This is a genomic window from Rhizobium sp. 268 (assembly GCF_036571585.1).
Lineage (GTDB): Bacteria > Pseudomonadota > Alphaproteobacteria > Rhizobiales > Rhizobiaceae > Rhizobium > Rhizobium redzepovicii.
In genome coordinates this window covers 346990-361739 of the sequence record NZ_JAPPSO010000007.1, presented here as the reverse complement: position 1 = coordinate 361739, position 14750 = coordinate 346990, and the positions used below count along the sequence as shown (strand labels likewise).

11 protein-coding genes and 1 pseudogene are annotated in these 14750 nt (G+C 61.3%); all 12 read left to right on the top strand.

Annotation, left to right across the window (positions count from 1 at the left end; translation table 11 throughout):
- Positions 1–347 precede the first annotated feature (347 nt).
- Complete coding sequence (locus OS035_RS16535; RefSeq protein WP_097629293.1) at positions 348–686, top strand: hypothetical protein; 339 nt, start codon at positions 348–350, stop codon at positions 684–686.
- Positions 687–828: 142 nt separating this feature from the next.
- On the top strand, positions 829–1035 hold the full coding sequence (locus OS035_RS16530) for a hypothetical protein (RefSeq protein ID WP_003590425.1): 207 nt from the start codon (positions 829–831) through the stop codon (positions 1033–1035).
- A gap of 151 nt (positions 1036–1186) precedes the next feature.
- Complete coding sequence (locus tag OS035_RS16525) at positions 1187–1993, top strand: pseudouridine synthase (protein ID WP_097629292.1); 807 nt, start codon at positions 1187–1189, stop codon at positions 1991–1993.
- Positions 1990–2691 (top strand): phosphoribosyltransferase, encoded by a 702-nt coding sequence (locus tag OS035_RS16520; protein WP_275593020.1) that lies wholly within the window; start codon positions 1990–1992, stop codon positions 2689–2691. Before OS035_RS16525 ends, OS035_RS16520 begins: the two co-directional genes overlap by 4 nt.
- Before the next feature lie 102 nt (positions 2692–2793).
- Positions 2794–4536, top strand: a complete 1743-nt coding sequence (locus OS035_RS16515; RefSeq protein WP_097629290.1) for an SLC13 family permease — start codon at positions 2794–2796, stop codon at positions 4534–4536.
- Positions 4537–4715: 179 nt separating this feature from the next.
- Positions 4716–5660 (top strand): phosphoribosylaminoimidazolesuccinocarboxamide synthase, encoded by a 945-nt coding sequence (locus tag OS035_RS16510; protein WP_097629289.1) that lies wholly within the window; start codon positions 4716–4718, stop codon positions 5658–5660.
- Between the two features lie 104 nt (positions 5661–5764).
- On the top strand, positions 5765–6367 hold the full coding sequence (locus tag OS035_RS16505; protein ID WP_097629288.1) for a TetR family transcriptional regulator: 603 nt from the start codon (positions 5765–5767) through the stop codon (positions 6365–6367).
- Between the two features lie 157 nt (positions 6368–6524).
- Positions 6525–7730 (top strand): efflux RND transporter periplasmic adaptor subunit, encoded by a 1206-nt coding sequence (locus OS035_RS16500; RefSeq protein ID WP_097629287.1) that lies wholly within the window; start codon positions 6525–6527, stop codon positions 7728–7730.
- A 47-nt stretch (positions 7731–7777) separates the two neighbouring features.
- Positions 7778–10888, top strand: a complete 3111-nt coding sequence (locus OS035_RS16495; protein WP_097629286.1) for an efflux RND transporter permease subunit — start codon at positions 7778–7780, stop codon at positions 10886–10888.
- A gap of 150 nt (positions 10889–11038) precedes the next feature.
- Positions 11039–12481 carry an efflux transporter outer membrane subunit gene (locus tag OS035_RS16490; RefSeq protein ID WP_097629285.1) on the top strand — a complete coding sequence of 481 codons (1443 nt, stop codon included), beginning with the start codon at positions 11039–11041 and terminating at the stop codon, positions 12479–12481.
- A gap of 175 nt (positions 12482–12656) precedes the next feature.
- Positions 12657–13701, top strand: a pseudogene (locus OS035_RS16485) (LacI family DNA-binding transcriptional regulator).
- Between the two features lies 1 nt (position 13702).
- Positions 13703–14725: an ABC transporter substrate-binding protein gene (locus OS035_RS16480; RefSeq protein ID WP_097629284.1), complete on the top strand. Its 1023-nt coding sequence runs from the start codon at positions 13703–13705 to the stop codon at positions 14723–14725.
- The last annotated feature ends 25 nt before the right edge of the window (positions 14726–14750 follow it).

Genomic DNA, 14750 nt, shown 5'->3' with positions numbered 1-14750 from the left:
AGAACTAACCCTCCCAAACAGTCAACACACATACCCAAAGTTTTTTGACATTTTTGTAACAGGTTGATTCAGCTGGCGTTTTTGTCGGTCGATATTATCCACAGGGCACCCTTTCGGGACGGATTCCCGAAAATTCCTTTATCAGTTGGTCAAAAATCCCTCGAAAAGGCGCCCCCGGCCACCGAAAGATAACGAGAAAACAGCGGCTTGAGCGGATTTATGGTTAATGGAGGATTAAACTGCTTCCCGCCGCGAGCTTTAAATTTCCGTCACAAATCAACGGCAGACATTTCGGAACCTATCGCCGTCTTAGGTGTTGTCTTTCCCATTGAAGGAAGGAGACCGATATGGCTGCCAACACCGATGATATCAGAGCATCTGTCAGCAAGGACATTACCGCACTCCAGCAGGAAGTCTCGCGCCTGCAGAAGATGATTTCCGCTCAAGGCGCCGAAGCCTATTACGAAGTGCGCGGCCGCGCCGGCAAGGCTTATGACGAGGCCCTGCCCCGCGCTAAGAAAGCCGTCGCCCAGATCAGAGCCGAAGGGTCAGCTGCTGCCGGCGCCGCCCGCGAACACCCGACCGCAGCGACCACTGCGCTGGTGCTTGCAGGCGCTATTGGATTCCTCGCCGGCTATCTGCTGTCCGGCAGTTCGCAGCCGGAGCCTCGCCATTGGTGGCGGTAAGGCTCCGCCGCATCCGCTGAAAAATCATATTTTTACGCACCCGCCGATCCGTTTTTCGGCAGGGTGCGTAAATGCTTATGTCTTAGAAAAACCAATTTTTAATGCGATTGATGGGAACATAAAAAACGACAGGGAGGACAACATGGAAAACAAGAGGGCCAATTGCATCATTGAAGTCAGCGTCGATGGCGTTAACGGCCGTTACGCGGTCGGCATCATGAACATGCGCCAGGCACTCGACCTGCCCGAAATGCCAAGTCTGTCGTATACGCATCCGGACCCGGTCAAGGCCGCCGCGGGTATCGTTGTCAGCCGCAAGGAACTTGCCGGCTTTATGGCCTGCCGCTGAACCAGCGCAAGTCTGCCATGCCGTAACAGCGCTTCCACCAAAGCGCTGGCGTTTTTTAACGCGTCTCTTCTGCCCACTTTTTCTTTGCCTTGCTGGCATCCTTGCGCCGTTCATGCCAAGAGAAGGCATCGAGGCAGTATAAGGACAGCAGATGAGGGAACGGCGCCCATCGCATAAGACGCGTGAGCGGACAAAGCCCGCCGTCGGCGCCGCGGCCAAGCGTGTCACCCTCCCCCGCGCCCTTTCCAAACTTGGTTATTGCTCCCGCACCCAGGCCGAACGGCTGATTGCCGAGAGCCGCGTTGCCGTCGACGGCCGCACCGTCAGCGATATCTCCGCCTGGGTCGACCTTGCTACCGCCAAGATCAGTGTCGACGGCCTCGTCATTGCCGCCGAAGCGAAAATCTATCTGATGCTTAACAAGCCCCGCGGGCTCGTCACCACCCGCGACGATCCCGAAGGCAGGCCGACGGTCTATGATTGCCTGAGGGATTTCGACATCCCGCATCTCTCTCCGGTCGGCCGGCTCGACAAGGCGAGCGAGGGGCTGCTGCTGTTCACCAATGACACGGAATTCGCCCAGATCCTTCTCGATCCGGTCACCCACGTGACGAAGACCTATCATGTCCAGATAGACCGGATCATGGACGATGAGGGCATTGCCGCCATGACATCGGGCATCCGCCACGACGGCGAACTGCTGACGGCAACCGCCGCGCGGCGCCTCCGCCAGGGCGACCGGAATTCATGGATCGAGGTCGAGCTCGACGAGGGCCGCAACCGCCAGATCCGCCGCATGCTGGAGGCGCTCGGGACCGAATGCCTGCGCCTCGTGCGCGTTGCGATCGGCAGGCTCGAGCTCGGCGAACTGCCGAAAGGCGCCGTGCGCGCGCTGACCGAGGCGGAGTTACAGTCGTTGCGCCGGAAAACCGGGATCGAGAAGGCGAGACGCAATTGACTAATCAAAGGGATATGGCGCCGCACGATTTCTGGCAGGAGGTTCATCCGCCCGAGACCTTTGCCGTCGACGGCGAATTCGCCTCCTTCTACGTCGCCGTCCTGGAAGACGGCCGTCAGGTTCGCCTGCCGATCCGCGTGCTGGCGGACGGCGATCACGCTCTCGCCTCGCTGATCATCAACCAGGCGAGCTTCGCCGTGCTCGATGTGCTCACCGAAAGCCTCGCCGAAAAGATCCGGCCCATGCGCATCGACGTCGTCGCCGGCCTGCCAACGCTCGGCCTGACGCTTGCCGCCGCCGTTGCGCAGAAGCTCGGCCACAGCCGTTATGTTCCGCTCGGCACCTCGCGCAAATTCTGGTACCGCGACGAGCTTTCCGTCCCCCTGTCCTCGATCACCACGCCGACACAGCAGAAGCGCCTTTATATCGATCCGCGCATGCTGCCGCTGCTTGCCGGACGGCGCGTCGCTCTGATCGACGACGTCATTTCCAGCGGCGCCTCGATCGTCGCGGCTCTTGATCTGCTCGAGGTCTGCGGCATCGAACCGGTCGTCATCGGCGCGGCCATGCTGCAGTCGCAGCGCTGGCGCGAAAGCCTTGCTGCCGCCGGCCCGCGATGGATCGCACGCACCGTCGGCGTCTTCACAACGCCCATATTGGAGCGGAACGCCGCAGGCCGGTGGCAGACACCCGCCTGAGGCGATACATGAGGATTGGTCAATCTTTGCCCGAGGGCACCTCTGTACAGCGCAGGAGGAACGATTACAGTCTGCCCAATCGATGAAACACCGGATCCACGCATGACGTTCGAGCAAGCATCCCTGCTGATCCTCCTGCTGGCGATGCTCGTTCTCTTCTCTTTCGATCGCATCCGCATCGAGGTGATTTCGATCGCTGGCCTGCTCGCCGGCTATTCGCTCGGACTTTATCCCGCCGACCACATCTTCACCGGCTTTGCCAGTCCCGTTGTCATCACCGTCGTCGAGATCCTGCTGATCGTCCAGGTGCTGGCGCGCGCCGGGCTCTTCGACAATCTCGCCGCCCGTTTCGCCGCCGCCAGGCCTTCGAGCTTCAAGGTCATCGCCGGCGCTTCCTCGCTTGCCGGCTTCATTTCTATCTTCATGAACAATATCGGCGCCTTTGCAATCAGCCTGCCGGTGGCGCTGCGGCTCGGCATGGCGCTGACGATCCCTCGCCGCCAGCTCGTCATGCCGCTCTCGTTTGCGGCGTTGCTCGGCGGTCTCGTTTCGCTGATCGGCACGCCGGCCAACCTGCTCGTCAGCGACGCGCTCGCCAAGGCGACCGGAGCAGGCTTTCACTTCTTCGATTTCGCCTATGTCGGCCTGCCGGTTGCAATCGCCGGCATTCTGCTTATCGCCTTTCGCATCCAGCGTCTCTTTCCTGAACCTGACGAAACGCCGGCAGCGATCTCCCTAGGCACGCGCCGCATCGTCGTCGAGCGCCGCATTCCCGACATTTCGCCGCTGATCGGCATCCGGCTTTCCGATTGTCCGGCGGGTTTCGGCATTAAACCGCACGCGCTCATCCGCGGCGACAATTTCGTCTTCGGTCCGCTCGATCAGTCAGTCATTTCAGCCGGCGACGTGCTGCTTGCCGAAGGCGCCGATGCGGTTTTTGCCGGGCTAGCCGCCACCCAGGCGCTGATCGCCGATGCCCATCCGCATGGCCTCCAGCCGGATTTTTCCCGTGTCGAAGCCGTCGTCATGCCGGAAAGCACGCTGGTCGGTTCGCGCGTCCGCTCGCTTGAAGTGTTCCAAAGCCGCGGCGTCGCAGTCACCGCTCTTTCCATGCGCGCGCCGCGCATCGAAGGCCGTTTCATCGACCTGCAACTATCGATCGGCGATATATTGACACTGGAAGGGCCGCGAACGGCAATCGCCGAAGCGCTGGAAGAAAGCGAGTGCCTGCCGCTCGCCCCGACAGCCCCGGCCGAACCGGCCGTCCTCTCCTGGCGGCCCTTCGCGCTCTTTGTCTGCGGCGTCGCCGCCTCTGCGGCCGGGTTGCCTCCCGACATCGCCTTTGCCGCTGTCGTGCTCGTGCTCGCCTTGCTCAATCACCTGAACATCCGCCAGGCGATGGCCGATCTCAACTGGCCGATCATCATCATGCTGGCAGCGATGATCCCAATCGGCCAGGCGGTGGCAACGACCGGGGCGGCCGAAACGATCGCCGGCTGGCTGAGTCTCGTCGTGCCGGTCAGCCGGCCGCTCTTCGGCATCGCCCTCATCCTCTTCCTCGCCATGGCGCTGACGCCCTTCGTCAACAACGCGACGGTTGCGATCGTCCTGGCCCCGATCGCACTGGAATTCGCCAAAGCCGGCAGCCATGCGCCGGACGCCTATCTGATTGCCGTCGCCGTCGGCGCCTCACTGGATTTTCTGACACCCTTCGGCCATCACAACAACACACTGGCAATGGGCATCGGCGGCTACCGCTTCAGTGACTTCCTGCGCGCCGGCTGGCCGCTTGCCGTCACAAGCTACGGCCTCGCTTTGTTTCTCCTGGCCCTGTTCTGGCTCTGATGCGATAGTTGGGCCACCTTGACTTCCCGGCAATGACTACAGCGCCGAGTGTCTTTCAGACAAGCAAAGAACGCTGTAGCACTTTGAGTGCTGCATAATTTCTTAAATCGATTCCGATTTGAGGAATTTTGCAGTAGAGCAGGAAGCCTTCCCCCCAATCACAAGGACAGTCGAGCGCCGTGCGAATTCTCTCCGAAGCCCATTTCCCGGAACTGCCGAACTACTATCGCGGCAAGGTGCGCGAGAATTACGATCTGCCGGACGGACGCCGCATCATCATCAGCACCGACCGGCTGAGCGCTTTCGACCGCATCCTCACCTGTATTCCTTATAAGGGCCAGGTGCTGACGCAGACGGCACGCTACTGGTTCGAGGCGACGAAGGACATCTGCCCGAACCATGTCCTCGACTATCCCGATGCCAATGTCGTCATCGGCAAGCGGCTAGACATTCTGCCGGTCGAAATTGTCGTGCGCGGTTATCTCGCCGGCACCACCGGCACGTCGATCCTGACGCTCTATAAGAAGGGTGAGCGCGAGATGTACGGCATGCGCCTGCCGGACGGCATGCGCGACAACCAGATCCTGCCCGAACCGGTCATCACCCCGACCAGCAAGGAATTCGACGGCGGCCATGACGAGCCGCTGACGCCTGCCGAAATCGTCAGCCGCGGCCTTCTGACCAAGGAGCAGTGGGAGACACTGTCGCGATACGCGCTCGCGCTCTTCGCCCGCGGCCAGGAGATGGCGGCCAAACGCGGCCTGATCCTCGTCGACACCAAGTATGAATTCGGCACCGACGGCGACGACAACATCATCCTCGCCGACGAGATCCACACGCCTGACAGCAGCCGCTACTGGCTTGCCGAAAGCTATCCGGCCAGTTTTGCCGCCGGAAAACGTCCGGAAAGTTTCGACAAGGATTTCGTCCGCGCCTGGGTGGCGGAGCGCTGCGACCCATATAAGGATGAGATCCCCGAGATTCCCACCGGACTGATCGAACAGACCTCGGCTGTTTATATCAGGGCCTATGAGGCGATCACCGGCGAGCACTTTGTTCCCGACGATAGCGGCGAGACACCGCTTGCCCGCATCCGGCAGAACCTCGCCCCCCACTTCCCCTGAGATGGCAGCGCGCGAAAGCCTCCGGCCGATCATCGGCTTGCGGCATTTCGTGCAATCGCGCTAACATCAGCCAGAAGGATCGGGCCTGGCCCGGCGGGGGACGGATGGCAAGAAGGCCGAGACGCAAGGCCGAGGAAACGCGGGAGGACATTCTCTCGATGGCGGAGATGCTGTTTCGTCAGCGCGGCTATCTCGCGGTGTCGATCGCCGATATCGCCGGCGCGCTGCACATGTCGCCCGCCAATGTCTTCAAGCATTTCCATACCAAAGTCGCCCTGGTCGATGCGATCGCCGGACGCCATCTCGACAATGCTACCGAGCGTTTCGCAGCCTTCGACCAGAACCTGCCCCCGAAGGAGCAATTGCTCCGCTTCGTCCTGCGCCTGCTGGAAGGCCATCTGCAGGACATCCACAAAAATCCCTACATCTTCGAAATGGTGCTTTCGACGATCGAGGCAAAACTCGAGGCCGGCAACCGTTATCGCGCCCGAATCGAGTTGAAGCTGGACGAAATCATCCGAGAGGGTATCGCGGAGGGACGCTATCAGTGCCGCGATCCCGAGCGCGCGGCACGCACGGTCGCAGACCTCCTGGCCTGCGTCCTGCACCCGATCCTGATTGCCCGCGACGACAAGGAAACTCTGGTGCATCGCGCCGAGGACATCGTCGGCTTTGTCGATGCCGCACTGCAAAATAACGCTTGCTAAGTGATGATTGCTGACTTACGTCACTTCGTAAAGCTTTTGTTAAATTCGGATAAAGGCATTTGCAGCCAGATCAATCCTGACGCTTTTACAAGCCTGCGCTCGGCCCGTGCCGAGCCCGTGGATCGAACCGCAATTGCCACCGCACAGGAAATTCAGAATGATACGGCGTGCCCTTCTCATCTCCTCGGCGCTGGCGCTCGGCGTGTTGCTCGCAGCCTGCAGCGACAACGCCAGCAAGCCTGCCGGCAACGCAGGCGCGGCCCAGCCGGCCTCGCCGGTCGGCGTGATCACGCTGAATAAGGGTAGTTTTCCGGTCACCACTATCCTTCCCGGCCGCGCCGAGACCTTCCAGACGGCCGATATCCGGCCGCAGGTGAGCGGCCTCATCCGCGAGATCGCCTTCAAGGAAGGTGGCGAGATCAAGAAGGGCGACCTTCTCTACCAGATCGAGGATGCGCCCTATATTGCTGCCGTTGAGCAGGCCAAGGCGGCGATCTCCAAGGCCGAGGCGAGTGTGCCGAGCGCTGAAAGCAATCTCGACCGCTACCAGCGCCTCGTCGGCAGCGGCGCCACTCAGATCGAATTCGAAACCGCCAAGACGACGCTGCTTCAGGCCAAGGCCGAAGTCGAGTCGGCGAAGGCCGCACTGTCCGCCGCGCAGATTGATCTCGACCACACCAGGATCATCGCGCCCTTCGACGGCATCATCGACCAGACCGCCTATAATGTCGGCAACGTCGTCTCGGCCAATCAGACGACGGCGCTGACGACGATCCGCCAGCTCGATCCGATCTATATTTCGCTGACGGAATCGAGCACCAACCTCTTGAAGCTGCGCGATGCGATGGCCGCCGGCGACATCAAGGGTGCAGCCAATGTCGTCTTCCACCTGATCCTCGAAGACGGCAAGGAATACAACCAGCAGGGCAAGCTCGACATGTCGAAGCAGGTGGTCAGTGAGACCACGGGCACCTTCATCATCCGCGTGCTCTTTCCCAATCCCGACCGGGTCGTGCTGCCCGGCATGTATGTCCGGGCGACCGTCGAACTCGGCGCGGAGAACGGTTATGCGCTGCCGCAGTTGGCAACGAGCCGCGACGCCAACGGCCGGCTGACGGCGCAGTTCGTTTCGGCCGAGGGCAAGGTCGAGACCCGTGCTTTCGAAAACAGCTCGCCCTCCAACAATTCCTGGCTCGTGACCGAAGGCATCAAGGACGGTGATCAGCTGATCGTCAGCGGTCTGCAATCGATCACGTCAGGCATGCCGGTGAAACCGGTCCCGATGAAGATCACCGACAACGGCGTGGTCGTGGCTGCCGATCAGCCCGCGGCCGGTGACGCGCAGAAGCCCGCAGCGAATTAATCGCTTCGAGCCCCCGACGTCACCGTTCAGCCGCACAGGAACAACCGATGGCCAAGTTTTTCATCCGACGTCCGATTTTCGCCTGGGTCATTGCGATCACCATCATGCTCGCCGGCCTGCTGGCGATCTTCACGCTGTCGATCTCGCAATATCCCGACATCGCTCCGACGACGGTCCGCATCAACGCCACCTATCGGGGTGCGAGTGCCGAGACCGTCGAGAAATCGGTGACGACGATCATCGAGGATGGCATGACCGGCCTCGACGACCTGACCTACATGACCTCGACCTCGTCGACAGGTTCGGCCAGCATCCAGCTGACCTTCGGAACGAGCGCCGACCCGGATATCGCCCAGGTGCAGGTGCAGAACAAGCTGCAGCTGGTTCAGTCGCAGCTTCCGAGCGACGTCATCGATGCCGGCATCAGCGTCACCCGCTCGACCTCGAGCATCCTTCTGGTCGGCTCGCTGGTTTCCACCGACGGCAAGCGCAACTCGGTCGACCTCGGCAACATTCTGTCGACCTCGATCGAGGATCAGATCCAGCGCCTGGAAGGCGTCGGCAGCATCAACGTTTTCGGTTCGGGATATGCCATGCGCGTCTGGCTCGATCCCTTCAAGCTGCTGAAATATCAGTTGACGCCCAGCGACGTCACCGCGGCCATCCAGGCGCAGAACACCCAGGTTTCCGTCGGTTCGCTCGGCGCCCAGCCGGCCATTCCCGGCCAGCAGATAAACGTCACCATCACCGCGCAAAGCCAGCTGACCACCGTCGCCGATTTTGAGCACATCATCCTGAAGGTCGAGAAGGATGGCGCGACGGTCCGCTTGAGCGACGTCTCGCGCATCGAGATCGGCCAGGAAAGCTATGGCGGCAATTCGCGTTACAACGGCCAGCCCTCGACCGGTTTTGCCGTCAATCTCGCGATTGGCGCCAACGCCATCGATACCGCCGCCCGCGTGCGCTCGGCGCTCGATGTTATCGGCCGCGGCCTGCCGCCAGGTGTGGAGATCACCTATCCCTACGACACGACGCCCTTCGTCGAGCTGTCGATCGAAAAGGTCGTGCACACGCTGATCGAAGCGATAGTGCTCGTTTTCGTCGTCCTTCTCATCTTCCTGCAGAACCTGCGGGCGACGCTGATCCCGACGATTGCCGTTCCTGTGGTGCTGCTCGGCACCTTCGGGGTGCTGGCGGTCACCGGCTACTCGATCAATACCTTGACAATGTTCGCCATGGTGCTGGCGATCGGCCTTCTCGTCGACGACGCTATCGTCGTCGTCGAAAACGTCGAACGCATCATGTCCGAAGAGAAGCTCTCGCCGATCGAGGCGACGGAAAAATCGATGGGCGAGATCACCGGCGCCATTGTCGGCATCGCGCTCGTATTGACCGCCGTATTCATTCCGATGGCCTTCTTCGGCGGTTCGACCGGCATTATCTATCGCCAGTTCTCGATCACCATCGTCTCGGCCATGCTGCTGTCGGCGCTCGTCGCGCTCGTGCTGACGCCGGCCCTTTGCGCCACGATGCTGAAACCGGTCGGCGAACACAGGAAGCACCGTGTCGGCGACTGGTTCAACCGCAACTTCACGCGCTCGACCAACGGTTATATCGGCGCCATCGGCTATCTGTTGAAACGGCCGATCCGCGTCATGGTGGTCTTCCTGCTCGTCGGCGCCGGCTGCGCCTATCTCTTCACCCGCCTGCCGAGCTCCTTCCTGCCGCAGGAAGACCAGGGCGTGCTGCTGACGATCGTCACCACGCCGCCGGGCTCGACCACCCAGCAGACCCAGGCAGTGGTCGAGAAGGTCGAGAAATATTACCGTGAAAACGAGAAGGACGCGGTCGAATCCGTGTTCGGCGCGCTCGGCTTCGGCTTCAACGGATCCGGCCAGAACAGCGCCATCGTCTTCACCAAGCTCAAGGATTTCGCAAAACGCACCGATCCCAAGCTCAGCGCCCAATCGGTCGTCAACCGTGCGCTCGGCAATTTCTTTGCGATCCGCGAGGCGCAGGTTTTCGCCCTCCTGCCGCCGGCGATCCAGGGTCTTGGCGTATCGAGCGGCTTCTCCATGTATCTCGTCGATACCGGTGGCCACGGCAATGACGCCTTGACAGCCGCCTCCAAGCGGCTGATTCAGATGGGCAACACCTCGGGCAAGATCGTGGCGCTGCGCACCAGCAACAAGGAAGTCGAGCCGCAGATGCGAATCGTGCTCGATCAGGAGAAGATCGGCGCCATGGGCGTCGACATCGCCTCGGTCAATTCGATGCTGTCGATCATCTTCACCGGCCGCGACGTCAACGACTTCACCCTGAACGGCGAAATCAAACCGGTCTACGTCGAGGGCGATGCCCCCTTCCGCATGCAGCCCGATGACCTCAACCACTGGTATGCGCGCAACAACGACGGCGAAATGGTGCCCTTCTCCGCCTTTACCAAGACGGAATGGGTGAAGGGTGCGCCCTCGCTTGCCCGCTTCAACGCCGTCAGCGCCATCCCGCTCGACGGGGCTTCGGCTCCCGGAGTGTCGTCCGGCGATGCGATGAACCAGATGGAAGCGCTGACCGAACAGCTCGGCGGCGGGTATACGGTCGCATGGCAGGGCATTTCCTATCAGGAGCGCCTTTCCGGGTCACAGGCGCCGATGCTCTATGCGATCTCCGTTTTGGTCGTCTTCCTTTGCCTGGCAGCACTTTACGAAAGCTGGTCGATTCCCTTCTCGGTGATCATGGCGGTGCCCGTCGGCATTCTCGGAGCGCTGACGGCAGCAACGCTCTTCGGTCAGGCGAACGATGTCTATTTCAAAGTCGGCCTGCTGACGACCATCGGGCTGGCGGCGAAGAACGCGATCCTGATCGTCGAGTTCGCCAAGGACCGCATGGAAAGCGGCATGGGGCTCTACGAGGCGACATTGGAAGCGGCGAGATTGCGCCTGCGGCCGATCATCATGACCTCGCTTGCTTTCATTCTCGGCGTTGTGCCGCTGGCGATCGCGACAGGCGCGGGTTCGGCGGCACAGAACGCCATCGGTATCGGCGTTCTCGGCGGCATGCTGGCGGCGACGATGCTCGGAATTTTCTTCGTGCCGTCGTTTTTCGTCGTCATCCGACGCATCTTTGCCACAGGCGGCAAAAATGCGGCAGGAGTGTGATATAAATGCACTGTGATAATGCTGTCGGCGTTGCTACATTGCGCCCGACTGCTTCGGAATGGTGTTTTTGGTAAAACGAGGCGCGGCGGCCGATAGTGAAGCATGAAGCTTCGGACAAGAATTGACTTGCTCGAGTACAGGATGAAATGAATGGTATCTCTTCGTTTTGCCGCTACACCGGCATTATTGTTATTGTTGTCGGGCTGCGTTGTTGGCCCGGATCATGTTCCTCCTGAGATGCCGCTGCCCGCTAAATTCGGAGAGGGCGGAACGAAGAGTGTAGGCGATGTTGCTACTGCCGCCTGGTGGACCGCCTTCAACGACCCCAAACTGAATGGCTATGTCAAGGCCGGCCTAGATCAGAACCTAACTGTCCAGCAGGCGATCGAGCGCATCAATGCGGCCTCCGCCAACGTCACCACCGCCGGTGCCGGCGCCCTGCCGAACCTGACGGTCGGCGGCTCGCACACGATCAGCGGCCAGAAGGGCGAGCTGCGCACGCAGTTCGACACGCGCAACACCAGTGCCGGCGACGTCCAGCTGAGCTGGTTGCTCGATCTCTTCGGCCTCTACAAGCGCAGCACCGAGAGCGCGCTTGCTTCGCTCGATTCCGCCTACGCATCCGCCGATGTCGCCAAGCTGACCCTGGTGCAGGATCTCGTCTCGAGCTATATCGACGTTCGCTACTATCAACAGCGCCTGGCGCTCTCGAGAGCCAACCTGAAGTCGCGTCAGGAAACCTACGAGCTCACCAAATTCCAGCTTGAAGCCGGCGCCGCCTCGCGTCTTGACGTCGTCCAGGCCGAAGGCCTGGTACAATCGACGCTCGCCGAAATTCCCGGCCTCGAAACCAACATCCGCATATCAGCCCATCACATTGCCACGTTGCTCGGCCTGCCGGCCTCGGCCCTCGTCGACGAATTGCTGAAGGGTCATGGACAGCCCGTATTCCGGGGCGGCATCAACTCCGGCATCCCGGCAGACCTGATCCGCAACCGTCCCGACGTTCGCGTCGCGGAGCGCGATCTCGCCGCGGCAACGGCCAATATCGGTGTTGCCCAGGCACAGCTTTATCCGAGCATCTCGCTCAGCGGTTCGATCTCGCCGTCCTACATCAACCAGCGCGGCATCCATGGCGGCCTGACGCCTTGGTCCTTCGGTCCGACCCTCAACCTGCCGATCTTCGATGGCGGCCGCCTGCGCGCCAACGTCAAGTCTGCACAGTCCGACGCCGCGACCGCCTACCTCAACTGGAAATCGACGGTGCTGACCTCCGTCGAGCAGGTTGAGAACGCGCTAGCCGCTGTCCGGCGTGACGCCCGCACGGTCTCGGCACTCCAGGCCCAGGTGAAGACCACGCAGGAAACCCTCGAACTGTCGACTGCATCTTACAAGGACGGCGCCTCTTCGTTGCTCGACGTTCTCGACGCGCAGCGCCAGGTTTCGCTCGCCCAGGCAAGCCTTGCCCAGGCAGTTCAGCAGATGGCCAAGGACTATGTCTCCCTCAACATCGCGGTCGGCGGCGGCTATGCCCCCGGCGGCAAGACGACCGTAGCCAACACCACTGTCGTGGTAAAGCCGGCCAAGACCTGATCGGCTGCCTTGTGCCGTCTGGACATACACAGCCCCGCGATCGTCTCGCGGGGCTTTTTTCATATCGGCCGAGTTTGTATCGCGGATAATGCGCAATAAGATGAATTGGGAATCGACAAGCGAAAAGAGCTGAGGTAAAGCTCTGATTAAACGATTAATCAGAGCGCCGTCGATCATGGCTTCATCGCGTTCGGGACCGAACCTCAGCAGGATAGCGACGTCTCTCGGCGTCTCCGTCGCCACCGTCTCCAATGCGCTATCAGGCAAGGGCCGCGTCTCCGGCCAACTGGTCGAAAGGATTCGCGAGCATGCCGCCGAGCTCGGTTATGTCCCGAGCCAGGCCGGGCGGGCGCTCCGGACCGGCCGCAGCGGCGTTCTCGGCCTGGTGCTGCCCGATATCGCCAATCCGCTGTTCCCAAAGATCGCCCAGGCGATCGAATTCGCCGCCTCTGCCGCCGGTTACGGCGTGCTGATCGCCGATTCCCGCGGCGAGGTCGCCACCCAGACCGAGGCGATCAATCGGCTGGTCGAGCGCGGCGTCGACGGCATGGTCGTCATTCCCCGCCGCGCCACCCGCATCTCTTCGGCCGTCTGTCCTGTCGCCGTCATCGATACCCCATCGACGTCAGGCAACACAGTTGCTGCCGACCATTGGCAGGGGGGCAGCGAAATCGCCAGCCATCTCGCCGGCCTTGGCCATCGCCGCATCCTCATCATCGGCAACAATCAGGAATCCAGCGTCCAGAACGACCGCGCCGATGGCATCCGCTCCAGCATGCGCCCGGACATGCATGCGGAAACACTGTGGATCGACAGGCTCGAGCGGGATAGCGGCAGCGGCTGCCCGCTCGGTCTCGCCGAAAAAGTCAGGCAGGGTTTCACCGCCTTCGCAGCCCTCTCCGACCTGCAGGCGCTACGGGCGCTGACAGAGTTGCAGCAGGCCGGCGTCAACATTCCCGCCGATGTCAGCGTCACCGGCTTCGACGATCTCATCTGGTCGCCGGTCGTTACGCCGTCGTTGACGACGGTTCGTATGGACATGGACGCTATTGCCGGGATTGCCGTGTCGGCACTGGTGGATACCATAAGGGCGAGCAGCATCCGGCAGGGCATGCTCGTGACCGCCGAGGTCGACCGTGTCCCCATGCAGCTGATCGTCCGCCAATCATCCGGGCCTTGCGGACCCGGCACAAAAAACCTCAGAGATGGAGAACATGTAAGATGAAAAAAGCGCTCATTGCCTCGGCAGCACTCGCCGCCCTATCTCCGTTCGGAGCAACAGCAGCGGACCGCACATTGACCATCTCGGTCTATGCTTTTGCACAAGACGATTTCAAAACTCTGGTCTATGATCCCTTCGAAGCCAAATGCGGCTGCAAGCTCGTGGTCGAGACAGGCAATAGCGTCGAGCGTCTGGCCAAGATGGAAGCGAACAAGGCCAATCCCGTCGTCGACCTCGCCGCCGTTTCCATGGCCGATGCACTGGCTGCCTCCCGTGCAAGCCTGATCGACAAGGTCGACACCGCTAAGCTCGCCAATTTCGCCAAGCTCTACGACGTCGCCAAGGATCCGAACGGCGACGGCATGAGCGTCGGTTACACTTTCTATGCCACCTCGATCGCCTATCGTTCCGACAAGATGAAGATCGACTCCTGGGCCGATCTCCTGAAGCCGGAATATGTCGGCCACGTCGCCTTTCCGAACGTGACGACCAACCAGGGGCCGCCGGCGCTCTACATGCTGGGCCAGGCGCTCGGAAAGGACACGCCCGATCTGAAGGGTCCGATCGAGGCGCTGGGCGAGAAGAAGGACGACATCGTCACCTTCTACGAAAAATCCTCGCAGCTCGTACAGCTGATGCAGCAGGAGGAGATTTGGGCAGCGCCGATCGGCCGTTTCTCCTGGGCAGGCTTTACCAAGCTCGACGTTCCAGTCGCCTGGGCAACGCCGAAAGAGGGTCAGACCGGCGGCATGAATGTGCTGGTGCTGACGAAAGGTTCGAAGAACCAGGATCTCGCCTTGCAGTTCATGGATTTCTGGCTTTCGACCGACATCCAGACCAAACTCGCCGAAAAGCTGGTCGACAGTCCAGCAAACAGCGAGGTCAAGCTTTCCGAAGCCGCCGCCAACAACCTCACCTATGGCGAAGAAACGGCCAAGAGCCTCAAGCTGATCCCTTCGGCCGTCGCACTCGACAACCGCGCCGGCTGGCTGAAGTCATGGAACGACAAGGTCGGCCAGTAAGGCCTGCGTGAGAACCGGTCCCGGC